The 16610-nt window shown below is 61.8% G+C and carries 13 protein-coding genes and 3 pseudogenes; 13 read left to right on the top strand and 3 right to left on the bottom strand.

The features are described from left to right. Positions 1-19: 19 nt before the first annotated feature. The 3 genes from EHW12_RS32900 (at position 20) to EHW12_RS32910 (ending at position 2659) form a co-directional block, all read left to right on the top strand. Positions 20-1090: a VOC family protein gene (locus EHW12_RS32900; protein ID WP_125053347.1), complete on the top strand. Its 1071-nt coding sequence runs from the start codon at positions 20-22 to the stop codon at positions 1088-1090. Positions 1091-1122: 32 nt separating this feature from the next. Beyond that, complete coding sequence (locus tag EHW12_RS32905; RefSeq protein WP_125053349.1) at positions 1123-2103, top strand: zinc-binding dehydrogenase; 981 nt, start codon at positions 1123-1125, stop codon at positions 2101-2103. Between the two features lie 181 nt (positions 2104-2284). Continuing rightward, a complete protein-coding gene (locus EHW12_RS32910; protein ID WP_241199264.1) occupies positions 2285-2659 on the top strand; it encodes a WhiB family transcriptional regulator in 375 nt (124 codons plus the stop codon). On the opposite strand, the gene EHW12_RS32915 is transcribed toward EHW12_RS32910, so the two are convergent. Then, entirely contained in the window at positions 2544-3827 is a 1284-nt protein-coding gene (locus EHW12_RS32915; RefSeq protein ID WP_125053353.1) for an IS256 family transposase, read from the bottom strand. The two genes, EHW12_RS32910 and EHW12_RS32915, sit on opposite strands and share 116 nt — an antisense overlap. Before the next feature lie 155 nt (positions 3828-3982). Between EHW12_RS32915 and EHW12_RS32920 the strand changes: the two are divergent. Together EHW12_RS32920 and EHW12_RS32925 are read left to right on the top strand one after the other, a co-directional pair. Next, positions 3983-5207 (top strand): annotated as a pseudogene (locus EHW12_RS32920) (IS3 family transposase). A 382-nt stretch (positions 5208-5589) separates the two neighbouring features. After that, positions 5590-6961: pseudogene (locus EHW12_RS32925) on the top strand (IS1380 family transposase). 127 nt (positions 6962-7088) lie between these two features. On the opposite strand, the gene EHW12_RS32930 reads toward EHW12_RS32925, so the two are convergent. Continuing rightward, positions 7089-7529: a hypothetical protein gene (locus tag EHW12_RS32930; RefSeq protein ID WP_125053355.1), complete on the bottom strand. Its 441-nt coding sequence runs from the start codon at positions 7527-7529 to the stop codon at positions 7089-7091. 424 nt (positions 7530-7953) lie between these two features. Here EHW12_RS32930 and EHW12_RS32935 point away from each other — a divergent pair, with 424 nt between their 5' ends. The 8 genes from EHW12_RS32935 to EHW12_RS32970 are packed head-to-tail and all read left to right on the top strand — an operon-like array spanning position 7954 to position 15440. Beyond that, positions 7954-8478 carry an MSMEG_0572/Sll0783 family nitrogen starvation response protein gene (locus tag EHW12_RS32935; RefSeq protein WP_206434868.1) on the top strand — a complete coding sequence of 175 codons (525 nt, stop codon included), beginning with the start codon at positions 7954-7956 and terminating at the stop codon, positions 8476-8478. A gap of 11 nt (positions 8479-8489) precedes the next feature. After that, entirely contained in the window at positions 8490-9551 is a 1062-nt protein-coding gene (locus tag EHW12_RS32940) for an MSMEG_0568 family radical SAM protein (RefSeq protein WP_125053359.1), read from the top strand. A gap of 2 nt (positions 9552-9553) precedes the next feature. Continuing rightward, positions 9554-11002, top strand: a complete 1449-nt coding sequence (locus EHW12_RS32945) for an MSMEG_0567/sll0787 family protein (protein WP_125053361.1) — start codon at positions 9554-9556, stop codon at positions 11000-11002. Next, positions 10999-11940, top strand: coding sequence for a carbon-nitrogen hydrolase family protein (locus EHW12_RS32950; RefSeq protein ID WP_125053363.1), 942 nt, complete (start codon positions 10999-11001; stop codon positions 11938-11940). Before EHW12_RS32945 ends, EHW12_RS32950 begins: the two co-directional genes overlap by 4 nt. Next, positions 11933-12238, top strand: a complete 306-nt coding sequence (locus tag EHW12_RS32955) for an MSMEG_0570 family nitrogen starvation response protein (RefSeq protein ID WP_054828303.1) — start codon at positions 11933-11935, stop codon at positions 12236-12238. Before EHW12_RS32950 ends, EHW12_RS32955 begins: the two co-directional genes overlap by 8 nt. Further along, a complete protein-coding gene (locus tag EHW12_RS32960; RefSeq protein ID WP_125053365.1) occupies positions 12235-13494 on the top strand; it encodes an MSMEG_0569 family flavin-dependent oxidoreductase in 1260 nt (419 codons plus the stop codon). The genes EHW12_RS32955 and EHW12_RS32960 overlap by 4 nt, the downstream gene beginning before the upstream one ends. 4 nt (positions 13495-13498) lie before the next feature. Next, positions 13499-14329, top strand: coding sequence for a carbon-nitrogen hydrolase family protein (locus EHW12_RS32965; RefSeq protein ID WP_125053367.1), 831 nt, complete (start codon positions 13499-13501; stop codon positions 14327-14329). Positions 14330-14348: 19 nt separating this feature from the next. Next, entirely contained in the window at positions 14349-15440 is a 1092-nt protein-coding gene (locus EHW12_RS32970; protein WP_054828301.1) for an MSMEG_0565 family glycosyltransferase, read from the top strand. 114 nt (positions 15441-15554) lie between these two features. Here EHW12_RS32970 and EHW12_RS32975 read toward each other — a convergent pair. Beyond that, a pseudogene (locus tag EHW12_RS32975) lies at positions 15555-16589 on the bottom strand (IS256 family transposase); the annotation flags it as partial. Between the last annotated feature and the right edge of the window lie 21 nt (positions 16590-16610).

Below are 16610 nucleotides of genomic sequence, written 5' to 3' on the forward strand. Positions count from 1 at the left end.
ACGCGAGAGGCACCTTGCAATGACCATAACCACTCCCCGCTTCGAGCTGGCCCACATGGCCCACGCCGAGCTGTACACCCCTGACCTCGAAGGCAGTCTGTGGTTCTTCACCCAGCTCCTCGGCATGCGCGAGACAGCCCGCCACCAAGGGTCGGTCTATCTACGCTGCTACGAAGACCCGTACCACCACAGCCTCAAACTGACCGAGCGCGACGAACCGGGCCTGGGCACCGTCGGCTGGCGAACCACGTCCGCCGAAGCCCTCGAACGTCGCGCATCAGCGCTCGACAAAGCCGGGCTCGGTCAGGGGTGGACCAAGGGCGACCTGGGTGTGGGCCGCACCTTTGCATTTCAAAGCCCGGACGGCCACTCCATGGAGCTGGTGTGGGACGTCGAAAAGTACAGTGCGCCAGACGATCTACGCAGCCGTATCCTGACCCGCCGCTCGAAGCGGCCGCTCCAAGGATTGCCTCCTCGGCGCCTCGACCACGTCAACCTCATGGCCTCCGATGTCACGACACAAAAGGAACTCTTCGAGCAGACCTTGGGATTCAGTACCCGAGAGCGGGTCGTCGACGCCGCCAGCGGCGGCACCGAAATCGGCGCGTGGATGAGTGTCAACGCACTCGGCCACGAAATGGCTGTCATGCGAGACCAGACCGGCGCCAAGGGTCGACTCCACCATCTCGCGTTCTGGTACGGAGTGCCCCAGCACAACAACGATGCAGCCGAGCTGTGCCGCGAATACGGCATTCAGATCGAAGCAGGACCCGATGTCCACGGCATCACTCAGGGTGCCTTCCTGTATGTGTTCGAACCTGGAGGTAACCGCATCGAACTGTTTGGGAACTCCGGCATTCTGCAGTTCGAACCCGACCATGAAACCGTAACGTGGGATTTGTCCGATTTCGACACCGGCCTCGCTATCGGCGGCGCCACCCTGCCGGCAGAGACGTACTTCGTCTACGGAACGCCAGCCCTCGACAACCAAACCAAACTGCTCGCCGGTTGGAAAGACCGCGGGGTCGTCCGACGCCCGACCGGACTCGCACCGGTCGGTTCGAACAATCGCGTTTCGCCTCACCAATAACACACCGAACCGTCTCGACAAGGGAGTACTCGATGAAGACGAACGCGATTGTTTGGACCGCAGCTGGGCGGATCGCCTACCAACTTGTCGATCTGCCGGAGCCGGACCCAACCCAGGTACTCATTGATGTCGCATACTCACTGGTCAGCCCAGGTACAGAGCGGGAATGGCTGGAGAGTGACCAGTCACACCTCGTGCTGGGAACAACGTTCCCCTTTACCCCCGGATACAGCCTCGCTGGCACTGTCCGATCGGTTGGATGCGATGTCACTCAGTGGAAGCCCGGAGATCGAGTCGTGGGATCCCCGCTCTACGGTGCCCATGCCAGCCATGCGTTGGTCGATCAGGACCTCGTCTTTCCTATACCGGACGGCGTCACGTCCCGACAGGCTGTGTATTTCAACCTGGGTCGAAGCGCAGCCCACACGCTCTGGCTGTCGGGAGTTCGTCTGGGCACTTCGATCACCATCGTCGGCCAGGGTCCAATCGGTACGCTGGCAACTCAGATTGCGGTGGGGTATGGTGCCCACCCGGTCGTGGCCCTGGAACCTAACGAAAACCGTCGACAACGAGCCCTCGTGGCAGGGGCCACAGTGGCATTGGATCCCAACGGCCCCGAGTTCGAAGAACTGATCTCCTCGACAGGGGGTACGCAACATACGATCGACCTCTCGGGTTCGCTCGACGGCCTCGCCACCGCAATCAACGCAGCCGCACCGCTCGGCACCGTGGTCCTGTCCACCGGTATGAATGTTGACCTGACAATCCCCTACGGACAAGTATTTCTGAAAGGGCTGACCCTCAAAGGCGCGTTTGTCAATGCTCGCGAAAATCAAGCAGCAGAGGATATTACGACTTTCCTCGACCTAGTGAAACGCAGAATTGTCACCGTACCGGACACGGAAGACGACACTTTCGCCCCTCACACCCAGGCAATCGAGGTATTCAACCGGGTTCTGAACGGCGACCGCACTCTTACTGCCCCGCTCTTCGACTGGACGATCCGATCGTGACACGAGCGCCATAACACGCAGCACGACAATGGCAGTGCACGAATGCACCCCGGCCTCAGACGAAGCCCGCTGCTCCCGGTAGAACCGCACCGCACGGCCGTCAAACGCCGGTGCGTCGTCGTCCGATGCCCATAAATTACGATATGGCCGCGAATTGAACGACGAGGAATCGAACTGGCGAGTGCGAGCCCACTGTCGCACCCTGGGTGACTACCTCTTCTTCGCCCCTCCATCTGAGACACCGCGTAACTATCTGCGCCGCGAACGCGCGGCAAAACGCACCTGCTCCCGCTGCCCCGTCAGGCTGCAGTGCCTGAACTTCGCCCTCGAGAACCACGAGTCCGACGGAATCTGGGGAGGAAACAATCCGAGCGAACGCGCTTGGTCGGCGCCTCTCTATAGGGTCTGTCCAGAAAACGGTGTAATTGATTGGTTTCTAACTACTTTCGTCCGACAGACAGCCGTCCGTCGAACGTTATCTCGAAGGCATTCAGTGCTGCCTTCCATCGGTTGGACCAGCGCCTGCGGGCGGTGCCTTTGGGATCGAGGCTCATGATGGCCAGATACACGCATTTCAAGGCCGCGGCCTCGGTCGGAAAGTGTCCACGGGCCTTGACAGCCCTGCGGATTCGAGCGTTGACACTCTCGATGGCGTTGGTCGTGTAAATGACCTGCCGGATGGCGTTGTCGAATTGTAGGAACGGCACGAACTCAGCCCAGGCGTTAGTCCAGAGCCTGATGATCGCGGGATAGCGTTTCTCCCATTTGTCACTGAACTCTGCGAATCGGTCGAGCGCGGCCTGCTCCGACGGAGCCGTGTAGACGGGTTTGAGGTCCTTGGCGATCTCGGACCAGTCCTTGCGGGAGGCATAGGCGTAGGTGTTACGGAGAAGATGGACCACACAAGTCTGCACGATGGTCTGTGGCCACACTTGCTCGATCGAGTCGGGTAGATGCTTGAGACCATCGCACACGACGATCAGAACATCTTGCACACCACGGTTTTTCAGCTCGGACAACACCCGAAGCCAGTACTTCGCTCCCTCCCCGTCGCCGTGCTCACCGACCCACAGTCCGAGGATGTCGCGGGTGCCGTCGACAGTCACCCCCATCGCGACGTAGATCGGCCGGTTAGCGACGTTGCCCTCGCGGATCTTGACGTGGATGCAGTCGATGAACAACACCGGGTACACAGGATCCAACGGCCGGTTCTGCCACTCGGCCATGCCTTCCATCACCCGCTCGGTGATCGTCGAGATCGTCTGCTTGGACACATCAGCTCCGTACACCTCGGCCAGGTGTGCAGCGATCTCACCGGTCGTCAAACCCTTGGCCGACAATGAGATCACCATGTCCTCCACGCCTGAGAGCCGACGCTGCCGCTTGGCCACGATCTTCGGCTCGAAGGAGGAATCCCGGTCACGGGGCACCTCGAGTTCGACCGGGCCGGCCTCGGTCAACACGTTCTTGGCTCGTCTGCCGTTGCGGGAGTTGCCGCTGCCCCTCCCTGCCGGGTCGCTCTTGCCGTATCCGAGGTGGTCGTCCATCTCGCCTTCGAGCGCGGACTCCACGACTAGCTTGGTCAGCTTCGACAGCAATCCACCATCTCCGGTCAACTGCAGCCCTTCGGCTCGCGCCTGCTCGACCAGCTCTTTGAGCCGCGCATCGCTGATACCCGGCTGAGCCGAGTTCGTCTCTGTCTCACGTTCAATCACGTCAGTCATAGTGGCGTATCTCCTTTCAGAGTTACACCGTTGTTCTTACAGTCCCCGAACAGGTGACATCTGAGCTGTTGTGCCGAGAGAATGGGCATTGACCCCGTGTGTTGGACACGCTTGATCCTGGTCTCAGACCGGGGAAAGCGAGAAGATCTATCCCGATGGCAAAGAAAAATTACACCGAAGAGTTCCGCCGCGACGCGGTCGAGTTGTACCGAGCTACCGCCGGCGCGACCGTGGTCGGTATCGCCTCCGATCTGGGTATCGCGCACGGTTCGCTGACTGCATGGCTGAAGAATGCCGGTATCCCGATCCGCAGACCCGGCATCAGCAGTGCGCAGCGTCCCGACCCCGGCGAGACATCGCAACAAGAAGCCGCCAGGCTCCGCGCCGAGGTCGCGCACCTGCGAGCGGAGAAAACCAAGCTCGAGACCGAGCGAGATATCCTGCGGTCGGCGGCCAAATATTTCGCCGGAGAGACGAATTGGTGAACCGCTTCCACTTCGTTGCAGACCACTCCGACACCTACCCGGTGAAGCGGTTATGCCAGGTCATCGATATCGCTCGCTCGTCGTACTACGCGTGGATCAACGCCGCAGAGAAACGCGCCGTCCGCGCCGCCGCCGACGTTGAACTCGCCGACAAGATCCGCGCCGTCCACAAAGTGGACAACACGTACGGGCGGCCCAGGATCACGCCGAGATCAACGACGGACAACCCGCCGACGGGCGGGTCAATCACAAACGGATCGCAAGGATCATGCGCGAGAACAACATCGAAGGTGTGAGGCTGCGCCGTAGGCACCGCACCACCATCGCAGAACCGGCCGACACTCCGTCGGCGGACCTGCTCCGCCGTGATTTCACTGCAAGCGCGCCGAACATCCGATACGTCGGTGACATCACGCACTTGCCGTGCGGGGACGGTCAGTTCTTGTATCTGGCGACGGTGATCGACTGTTTCTCCCGTCGCCTGGTCGGATGGTCGATCGCCGAGCACATGCGTACCGAACTCGTGGAGAACGCGCTCGATGCTGCAGCACTGACCCGCGGCGGTCTTGCCGGAGCAGTGTTCCACGCCGATCACGGAAGTCAGTACACCTCAATGGATTTCGTGACTCTCTGCAGACAAATCGGTGTTGCGCAGTCGATGGGAGCAGTCGGCACGAGCGCAGATAACGCCCTGACCGAGTCGTTCAACGCGACACTCAAACGGGAAACATTGCAAGGCGCAACCCGCTGGGAATCACCCCGAGCGGCAAGGCTCGCGGTGTTCCGATGGATCACCCGCTACAACACCCGACGTCGGCACTCGTACTGCAACTATCTCAGTCCCACCGACTACGAAAACGCCCACACATCCGATAGCCTGCAGCAAGCCGCGTAATCACAAACCCCGTGTCCAGCTTCCGGGTTCAAGGCCCATGGTGATGCACACGGCCCGCTGAAGCAACACTCGCACTTGCGCCTCGGCGGGCCGCCACACCCACAACACTTTCCCGTTCCTCAGAAGACAGATGAGTTCATGTCGGGGCCGCTGCCTACGCCCGCGGAACGCCAAAGTAAAGTTCCTCCCTGCATTCCTGCCTCCAACCCGTGGAATGCACCCGGCCCGACCGACTCCTTTAGTCCTGGTCGGGCCACCTAAACCTCAATCCACCGATGAATTTCCCAAGCAGTGGAGTGTCGAACTGAAGAAAGTGCCCCCTGAGCTGGAAAGATTTGAGTTCTTACACAACAAATCAGACAGCTCGACAAGGACACTTCCAGTGCGATCTTCTCACACGTTCCGCGGTGATTCAGCAGCGTTCGACGACGACAATCTCGTGTCATGCGCAGGCTTGGTCCCGATCATGGCCCTCGCTCGACAGACACAGCTTATGGATCTACTCGCCGACAAGGTTGCGATCACCACACCGAAGATCGCCTCCGGAGCGGCAAATCCCGCACCGAAACTGAAGACGCTGATCGCAGCGATGTGCGCCGGCGCCGACAGTATCGACGACATCGACCTACTCCGATCCGGCGGTATGAAACACCTTTTCGGCAACCTCTACGCACCCTCGACGGTGGGAACACTACTGCGCGAGTTCACCTTCGGACACAATCGCCAACTCAAATCGGTATTACGCGAGCACCTCGTCGCACTCGCAGACCGCGCCGACATCCTCCCAGGAAACGCTGACCGTGCGTTCATCGACATCGACTCACTTCTACGCCCGGTCTACGGGCATACCAAATCGCCGGAAAACAGATCCTCCGCAAAGGGCTCTCCCCACTCGCGACGATCATCAGTACCGCCAAATCAGCCCCGTCGTCGCAGGGATGCGGCTGCGAGCAGGCAAAGCCGGATCCGGCAAAGGTGCAGCCCGGATGGTCACCCAAGCCATCGTCACAGCACGCATGGCCGGCGCCACTGGCACGATCATGGTCCGCGGTGACTCCGCCTACGGCAACAGTGCGGTAGTGCGGGCTTGCGCGAAAGCGAGCGCCGAGTTCTCGTTCGTGCTGATCAAGAACCCACTCGTCCAGCGGGCAATCGACTCCATCGCCGACGACGAGTGGACCCCGGTGAAATACCCGGGAGCGGTCCGCGGTCCCGACACCGGAAGTTGGATCTCCGATGCCGAAGTCGCCGAAACTACTTACACCGCTTTCGCTTCCACCGCGCACCCCGTCACCGCCCGGTTGATCGTCTGCCGGATCAAAGACGCTCGATTCCAGAATGCACTGTTCCCGGTGTGGCGGTATCACCCGTTCCTCACCAATACCACACTGCCGACGGCCACAGCCGATGTCACCCATCGCGCACATGCAGTCGTGGAAACAGTGTTCTCCGACCTGATCGACGGACGACCCCTGGCGCACATGCCGTCCGGGTCGTTCGGAGCGAACTCGGCGTGGGTTCTGTGCGCTGCGGTCGCCCATAACCTGCTCCGCGCGACCGGGATCCTCGCGGACGGACACCACGCGAAGGCCCGCGGGTCCACACTGCGCCGAAAGATCGTCAACGTTCCGGCCCGGCTTACACGCCCGCAACGCATCCCGACACTGCGGCTACCGACACACTGGCCGTGGTCGGGTTCCTGGCTTCGACTGTGGGCCAACATCATCAGCGCCAGTCCGCCCGCCGCGATCTGACCCCTGACCACCCTGCCGTCCCAGGCCCGACCGAAATCAGATCGTGGAAATGCTGGACAGACCAGCGGTTATCGGCTGCGCAAAAATGCACGCACAGGGATATCGCCAACTTAAACGGGGCCAGGAGTCAAAGGCACGCCAGTCGGTGGATTGATTCGCGAGCTGCGTGTTCGCCCATCGGGACAAGCCTGGGGATCACATAGACGTAGATCACCATGCCGACGAGTTCGACGAGAGTCTGGGCCACCACGACCACCGCAGCCAGTGACAACGCCGGTGGAAGCGCCAGTGGAAGCGCCAGTGCGAGCGGTAACACAACGAGGGAATTGCGGGTGGCACCGGAAAACATCAGCGCCCTCGTCGCCGCCGGATCCAGACGTGCCACCTCCCCGACGCCTTGCCCGACAAACACCTTGATCGTCTGGACCGCGACGAAGATCGGAATCACCGAGACCAGTGAACTCAATTGTGCACCAACGGATTCTATCTGATATGCGACGACCACAGCAAGAGTTGCCATCATCACCGGAGCCATGATCGAAGCCATCACCTCTATCACGATCCGCACGACCGCACCGCACCGGGCCAGAGCCTGCCCGCCCGCCGCGAAGACTCCTCAAAACTCCCTTCCACCCAAATATGCAGGTCGAACTGATCGAGCAGAGGACCGCAGAAAAATAACATTCCCTCCACGATCACGATGGCACACTCAGAGACTCGGGCGTGAGAGACGACCGCGTCGTGTGCCAGGTCGCTGTGAACTCGTAATAAGGCCACCGAGGTACGTTAATCACCGCAGTTTTAACGAAGTCGCCTGCCGTCGTGTTACGGACAAGTGACGCGCTAAACGCAACCGTGAGAATTACGTAACGTGGGATTATTCCCATAGTATCCATCGCGAAATATGCTGTGCGTGTACTGGTTTCAGCACAACGGCAGGGTAACTCCCCCGCTTTGCCGATATGAACCCAACGACGCCAGGAGTTACAACCGTGTCCGAAATTGACCAGTTGATCGCAGCGAACATCGAGAAGTCTCTCGCCGAGATTCCGCACCCAGCCCTTCCGAAAGGCAGCAACATCTACGGATCGACCAAGATCTTCCCAGATTACAAGGCGGAGGACGGGGAGAGCTACTTCACCCTGATTCACGGCATTGCGCATGAGTCGTCAGTGAGTTTCGTCGCCGTGTTGCAGGCAACCCGTGCACTTCGTAAGGGGTTCGAGTCCGCCATCTACTTCTATGGCACCGGGGCGATGAATGCTGTTGCTACCCGGGGTTTTCCCACTACCGGCGACAACGGATTCCCCGGCGAGCAGAACATCAACGATGCGCTGACCACTTTCATAGCCGAGGGCGGCAAGGTCTTTGTCTGCCGCTTCGGACTCGCCCTGCACGGACACCGCGAGGAAGACCTCATCGAGGGCACTATTCCTGCGCATCCGCTCGATGTGCAGGACGCGATCATCCACTACGCCCGTAAGGGCGCCATTATCAATTCCACCTACATGGTCTGAGGTGTAACCACATGAGTACCCTGTCAACGCGAGCAGAGCTTGCGGTCCGAGGAATTCGCAGTCTCGACGTCCCGGTGTCGCGGCGGTCAGGGGCGGGGCCCAGCGACGACGGACACGTACTCATCGGCGGATTCGGCGGCGCCATTCCCATCAGGTCGGACAGTCCGTACGAAGTGAGCGGAAACCGACTGCTGCTGGACGGGACTGACATGGGAATCGATGTCGAACCCGTGAAGCGGCCCCGATTTTACGATTTGGCGACTGAAGACGGTGTCTCTTACGAAAAAATCGCTCGGCTGCACGGAGCAAATGTATTGGCCACCACTGTCGTTCAGACCTGCATTCGCTACGATGCCGATCAGCGGTGCCGCTTCTGCTCGATCGAGGCGTCACTCGAGACGGGAGCCACCATCGCGGTGAAGCGGCCGGAACAGCTGGCCGAGGTTGCCGCGGCGGCCGTTCGGCTTGATGGCGTCACTCAGATGATCATGACGACCGGGACGTCAGCGGCGAAGGACCGTGGCGCCCGGCATCTGGCTCGCTGCGTCGCCGCAGTGAAGGCTGTCGTGCCCAACTTGTCCATTCAGGTCCAATGCGAACCGCCAGGTGATCCGGCCACCATCACGGACCTTCACGAGGCGGGTGCCGGCTCGATCGGCATCCACGTGGAATCCCTCGACGACAACATCCGAAAGCGCTGGATGCCCGGCAAATCGACGGTCTCGCTCGACGAGTACCGACAGGCGTGGCGTGAAGCGGTACGCGTCTTCGGCCGCAACCAGGTTTCCACCTACCTCTTGGTCGGCCTGGGCGAGGATCCTGACGAACTGGTATCGGGCGCTGCGGAACTGATCGAGATGGGCGTGTATCCGTTTGTCGTTCCGTTCCGTCCACTCGCGGGAACGCTGGCGGTGGATACGGACGGCGCCCAAGCACCGGCCGCTTCGGTTCTCGAAGACATCACGGCTCGCGTGGCCAAAGAACTCCAGGCCGCCGGGATGCGGGGCGCCGACCAGAAGGCTGGTTGTGCCGCGTGCGGTGCCTGCAGTGTGTTGCAGACCGCAGGAGGCTGACAATGAGCGAATTGAGCCTGCGATACGGATTGCGCGCCGATGGACCGGCAGACTTCGCGGTACTCACCGGACCGCAAACGACCCACACGGAAGTCCCGTTCCTGATCCGGCCAGCCGACAGTGCCACGGCGCTGACCGCTTACCATCGTCTCCGGCGCGAGACGTTCGTCATCGAACAGGGGCTGTTCAACGTCAGCGACCGCGACGATGTGGATGACGACCCCCGCGCCGTTGTCCTTGTCGCCACCAGCTCGGACGGCGCAGTGATCGGTGGGGTGCGTCTCGCCCCGGTGACCGACGGTGTGGATCTGGGTTGGTGGACAGGTAGCCGCCTCGTCGTCGACGTCAGCGCCCGCAACAGCCTCGGTATCGGGAAAGCGCTGGTTCGGGCCGCATGTGCGTACGCGGAAACCCACGGGGTGTTGCGCTTCGATGCCACGGTTCAGGCCAGACATGACGTGATGTTCACGAGGCTAGGCTGGGAACGGATCTGCGACACCGTTGTTGCCGAAACACCCCACGTCCTCATGCGCTGGCCGATCGACCGCGTACAACGGCTGGTTCAGTCGACGAAGGCGGTACTGTCCGATGCGTTGGCACCATTCGATGCCGACCCGAACTCGCTCGGGGGCATTGGATTTCGCGGCGACGACGGTGCACCCGTGCCGACCACCGATGTGATCGCCGCGTGCGATGCAATTGTGCCGTCCATGGTTCAACGCGACCCGGAATGGGCCGGATGGTGCGCTGTCCTGGTCAACCTCAACGACCTCTCCGCGATGGGTGCAGAGCCGATCGGTCTTCTCGACGCAGTAGGTGCGCCCAACAGTTCTATCCTCACTCGCGTCATCCGCGGCCTGAGCCGAGCCGCCAACCAATGGGGAGTGCCGGTACTCGGCGGACACACCCAGGTAGGTGTCCCGGCGGCACTGTCGGTCACCGCGCTGGGCCGAACCAGCGACCCTGTGCCGGCGGGCGGGGGGAAAGCTGGCGACGAATTGCGTCTCACGACAGACCTAGCCGGGTCATGGCGTCCCGGTTACGTTTCCCAACAATGGGATTCGAGCTCACATAGGACCTCCGACGAGCTGGCACGATTGGGTTCTTACGTGCGACGGGCGCGGCCTGCCGCGGCGAAGGACGTCAGTATGGCCGGTCTCGCTGGAACCGCCGGCATGCTTGCCGAGGCCAGCAATGCCGGAGCGATACTCGACGTCGCAGCGATCCCGAAACCACCCAGCGCCACGATGGGCGACTGGATGACGTGCTTCCCCGGATTCTCGATGATTACCGCGGACCGACCGGGACACACTCACCTGACACCGACCGGACCTGCCGCATCGGCAGTGTGCGGCGAATTGACTACAGAACCGGGGGTCGGCTTACGCTGGCCCGACGGTGTGATCACACGTGCGGTGCATTCGACCGTCACAGGATTGGGAACAGCATGAGCGAGATCGGAATCTCCGTCGCAGCAGCCGAATTCGGCCGCAACATGGAACAGTCATACAACACCATCGGACACTTGATCGGTCAGGCCCGAACAGCGGGTAGCTCGCTCCTGGTTCTCCCGGAAGCCTGCCTCGGAGGATATCTACCGAGCCTGGGCGGGGGCGACGAGTCAGCGGAGGAACGCGAACGCCGACTTCGGCGACTCCCCCCGGCCTTGGACCTGGACGGCCCGGAACTGCGCCGCGTCATCGACATGGCCGGCGACCTCGTCATCACCCTGGGGTTCTGCGAGGCCGACGGGCCGGACCGATACAACGCAGCAGTGACACTGCACGGAGACGGCATTCTCGGCTCCTACCGCAAAGTGCATCAGCCCCTGGGAGAAAACCTCTGCTACGCAGCCGGAGACACCTTCGCCGCATTCGACACTCCGGTAGGCCGCATGGGCATGCAGATCTGCTACGACAAAGCCTTTCCCGAGGCTGCACGGACCCTCGCCCTCGACGGCGCCGAGATCATCACGTCGTTGTCCGCATGGCCGACCGCACGCACGGCACCGGCCGAGAGTATGGCGATGGATCGGTGGAAGCAGCGCTTCGACATCTACGACCGCGCCCGAGCTACCGAAAACCAGGTCGTGTGGGTGGCATCCAACCAGGCCGGGACCTTCGGATCACTTCGCTTCGTGTGCAGCGCCAAGATCGTCGGTCCAGGCGGTAACGTACTCGCCGACACCGGGATCGAGCCGGGGCTGGCGTCCGCGAAGATCGACGTGCAGGCGGAGCTGACCGCAATACGCAGCGGAGGAATGTACAACCTTCGCGACCGGCGTCCCGAAGTGTACGGCGATGTCGTCGAGCCGAACCTCGTCACCGGAACCCTGCTCAGTCCACAGCAGCGCTCCGCCAGCGTCCGGAAAACGCCTGCCCATGCCTGAGATGACATTCGACATCGAATGGGCGGACGGACGTAAGCAGTCCTGCTACTCGCCGTCCCTGGTCATGCACGACTATCTCACCGTCGGCCAAGAGTACAGCGTTGCAGAGTTTCTCAACCGCAGCCGCAGCGCACTCAACGAAGCCAGCGAGCGAGTGAGAGCAAAATTCGGATTCTATTGCACATCGGCTGCCGCGACATTGAGCGAACTCGAGGAAGCTGCAATCGGCCGTTCACCTGAATCCCTGATCCGGGTGCTCGACATGAGCCCCGCCACTGTTCCCGGAGGTACGCAATGACTGAACATCACGACGTCGTGGTCATCGGCGGTGGACAGGCCGGACTGTCGATCAGCTGGTGCCTCGTTCAACGCGGAATCGACCACGTGGTCCTCGAACGCGATTCGATCGGTCACCAATGGCGTGAGGGGCGTTGGGACAGTTTCACTTTGGTGACACCGAATTGGCAATGCAACCTTCCCGGTTACCGGTACGCAGGCGGGGACCCGGACGGATTTATGACCCGCGAGCAGACTTACGCATTTGTGCGCGGATACGCGGATACGTTTCCTGCGCCGGTCCGTGAACACGTCTCGGTCACCTCGGTTACTCAGAGCGCCGACAGCGGCTTCGACATCGAGACCACCGCCGGGGCGCTGCACGCCGGACAGGTCGTCGTCGCTACCGGCGGCTACCACGTCCCGGTCATCCCGCGGTTCGCCGAACGCCTGCCTGCGTCGATCGAGCAGATCCACTCCTCTCGATACCGCTCCTCTGCGGCACTGCCCGACGGCGACGTCTTGGTGGTGGGCAACGGGCAGTCTGGGGCGCAGATCGCCGAAGACCTCCTCCTGTCCGGGCGCACTGTGCACCTCGTGACCGGAGGAGCCCCCCGGGTGGCCCGTTTCTACCGCGGTAAGGACTGCGTGGCGTGGCTGCACGAGATGGGCACTTACGACGTTTCGATCGCCGACCATCCCGGCGGCTCGGCCAAACGGGAGAACACGAACCACTACGTCACGGGCCGCGACGGTGGCCGCGATATCGATCTCCGCGACTTTGCGCTTCGCGGCATGAAACTCTACGGACGCCTGCTCGATGTTGTCGATGAAACCTTGCATTTCGCACCTACGTTGGAGGCTTCGCTCGATGCAGCGGACGCGGTCGCCGAGAGCATCAAAGATTCCATCGACGCTTACATTGCCCGCGAGGGAATCGCCGCGCCACACGAGGATCGCTATGTCCCGGTATGGCGTCCCGAACAGGAGACGACATCGCTAAACCTGCTTTCCGCAGAAATCGGATCGGTCGTGTGGTCGATCGGGTTCCGCACCGACTACCGGTGGTTGCACGCCGGTGTCTTCGACGGCGAGGGCCACCCATGCCACAACCGTGGTGTCACGGCAGTGCCGGGACTGTTCTTTCTCGGTCTTCCATGGCAGCACACGTGGGGTTCCGGGCGGTTCGCCTCCGTGGGCCGCGACGCCGAGTATCTGGCCGACCGGATCGAGCTCGAGTCGTCGGTGCAGCCGGCGATTGCGTCGTCGCTAGCCTGAGCCTATGGGGACGACCAGACTTGCGGCTCTCGCCGGCCACTTCGGCCGCGACGTCGACCGGGCGCTGATGAAGCTCGAGACGCTCATCGCCAAGGCAACGGCCGACAAAATCGACCTACTCGTGTTGCCGGATGCCTGCTTGGGCGGGTACATCGCGGACCTTCGCAGCCCGGACATCGAGGAGCTTCCGCCTGCTCTCGAAGCGGACGGACCAGAACTGAAGGCGATCTCTCAGATGGCTGGTGACCTGACCGTGTGCATCGGGTACACCGAGCTGGCCGACGGATTGCGGTACAACACCGCAGCGTGCATCACCGGCGACGGGATCATCGGGAGTCATCGCAAGGTTCATCAGCCGGCCGGGGAGTCATTGGCGTACGCGGCCGGTGACGCCTTCGCCGCGTTCGACACCCCAGTGGGCCGAATGGGGATGCTCATCGACTACGACAAAACCTTTCCCGAAGCCGCCCGCACACTGGCACTCGACGGCGCGCGAGTCATTGCGGCACTGTCGGCGTGGCCGGCCAGCATCACCGACCGCGCCGACCGGTTGGCCAATGACCGCCAGTCCCGCCTGTTCGATCTCTACGACTCCGCTCGCGCCGCCGAAAACCAAGTAGTGCTGATCGCGTCGAACCAAACGGGCATCCAAGGCGGGCTGCGCTTTCTCGGACAGGCAAAGGTTGTCGGGCCAGGCGGCGACGTACTCGCGAGAACCGGTGTGAAGGGCGGCCTTGCCGTAGCCGACATCGACATCGATCACGAGGTAAATCGTGCACGAAAGGTGCTGCGGCACCTCGAAGAACGCCGCGTCGACACGTACAGCATCCAATGAGGAACGGGATAACCCTGGTATGCGAATCGCCCTGCTGACCTACTCCACCAAACCGCGTGGCGGGGTCGTCCACACTCTCGCGTTGGCCGAAGCTCTGGCAAGGAGCGGCTCCGACGTCACCGTGTGGTCGCTCGGGCGAGGAGGGGACAATACGTTCTTCCGGGACGTTGATCCGGCCGTGTCGATACGCATCGTGCCGTTCGCGGCCATCGACGGAGAGGACGTCGGGGCTCGAATAGTCCGCTCCATCGAAGTGTTGGGTACAGCGTTCACACACGACGACTACGACATTGTTCACGCACAGGACTGCATCAGCGCCAACGCCGTCGGCCCGTGCATCCGCACCATTCATCATCTCGACCAGTTCACCACGCCTGCTCTCGCCGCCTGCCACGAACGAGCTGTGGTGCAACCGTATGCGCGAATCTGTGTGTCGGAGGCGGTGGCCAGGGAAGTTCGTGCCGGTTGGAACCTCGAACCCACGGTGATTCCGAACGGGGTCGACTCGGCACGTTTTGAAGCGGCCGCTGGCGACGATGCCGCCCGACGCCGGTGGGCGGACGAACTCGGCGACTACGTACTCGCAGTCGGCGGCATCGAGCCTCGTAAGGGCAGTATCGACCTCGTTGAGGCCTACGCACTGCTCGCCGCGCGCCGTCCCGATCTACGACTGGTGTTTGCGGGCGGTGAAACACTATTCGACTACCGCGCATATCGAGACGAGTTCGATGCTCGCTGCGCTCAACTCGGGGTACGGCCGACGATCCTCGGCACCATCGCCGACAACGCGCTCCCGTCACTCGTCGCTCAGGCGTCCGTCTTCGCGTTCTTCTCTACGAAGGAAGGATTCGGACTCGCAGCGATGGAAGCGCTCGCCGCCGGCGTACCCGTTGCAGCGCGCGACCTCCCGGTCCTCCGTGAAGTCTTCCGCGACACGGTTCTTTTCGCGTCTACTCATCCACAGATGGCAGCCGCACTCGATCAGAGCGCCGATCCGGCCCGAACGGAGAGCGGACAGGCGCTGGCCCGCGCCCACAGCTGGGACGACACCGCCCGCATGCACCTCGATTTCTATCTCGCGCACAAGCGCTTCGATTGCACCGCCATCTAACTCTGATGCCTACTGACACGATCACAGAATCTGCGAATCATTCTCCCTCACAACAGATCTTTCGGAAGGACCACAGGGTCTGTCCAGAAAACGGTGTAATTGATTGGTTTCTAACTACTTTCGTCCGGCAGACAGCCGTCCGTCGAACGTTATCTCGAAGGCATTCAGTGCTGCCTTCCATCGGTTGGACCAGCGCCTGCGGGCGGTGCCTTTGGGATCGAGGCTCATGATGGCCAGATACACGCATTTCAAGGCCGCGGCCTCGGTCGGAAAGTGTCCACGGGCCTTGACAGCCCTGCGGATTCGAGCGTTGACACTCTCGATGGCGTTGGTCGTGTAAATGACCTGCCGGATGGCGTTGTCGAATTGTAGGAACGGCACGAACTCAGCCCAGGCGTTAGTCCAGAGCCTGATGATCGCGGGATAGCGTTTCTCCCATTTGTCACTGAACTCTGCGAATCGGTCGAGCGCGGCCTGCTCCGACGGAGCCGTGTAGACGGGTTTGAGGTCCTTGGCGATCTCGGACCAGTCCTTGCGGGAGGCATAGGCGTAGGTGTTACGGAGAAGATGGACCACACAAGTCTGCACGATGGTCTGTGGCCACACTTGCTCGATCGAGTCGGGTAGATGCTTGAGACCATCGCACACGACGATCAGAACATCTTGCACACCACGGTTTTTCAGCTCGGACAACACCCGAAGCCAGTACTTCGCTCCCTCCCCGTCGCCGTGCTCACCGACCCACAATCCGAGGATGTCGCGGGTGCCGTCGACAGTCACCCCCATCGCGACGTAGATCGGCCGGTTAGCGACGTTGCCCTCGCGGATCTTGACGTGGATGCAGTCGATGAACAACACCGGGTACACAGGATCCAACGGCCGGTTCTGCCACTCGGCCATGCCTTCCATCACCCGCTCGGTGATCGTCGAGATCGTCTGCTTGGACACATCAGCTCCGTACACCTCGGCCAGGTGTGCAGCGATCTCACCGGTCGTCAAACCCTTGGCCGACAATGAGATCACCATGTCCTCCACGCCCGACAGCCGACGCTGCCGCTTGGCCACGATCTTCGGCTCGAAGGAGGAATCCCGGTCACGGGGCACCTCGAGTTCGACCGGGCCGGCCTCGGTCAACACGTTCTTGGCTCGTCTGGGGTCTGTCCAGAAAAC

Origin of the sequence: Rhodococcus sp. NJ-530 (genome assembly GCF_003860625.1) — a bacterium.
Classification (GTDB): domain Bacteria; phylum Actinomycetota; class Actinomycetes; order Mycobacteriales; family Mycobacteriaceae; genus Rhodococcus_F; species Rhodococcus_F qingshengii.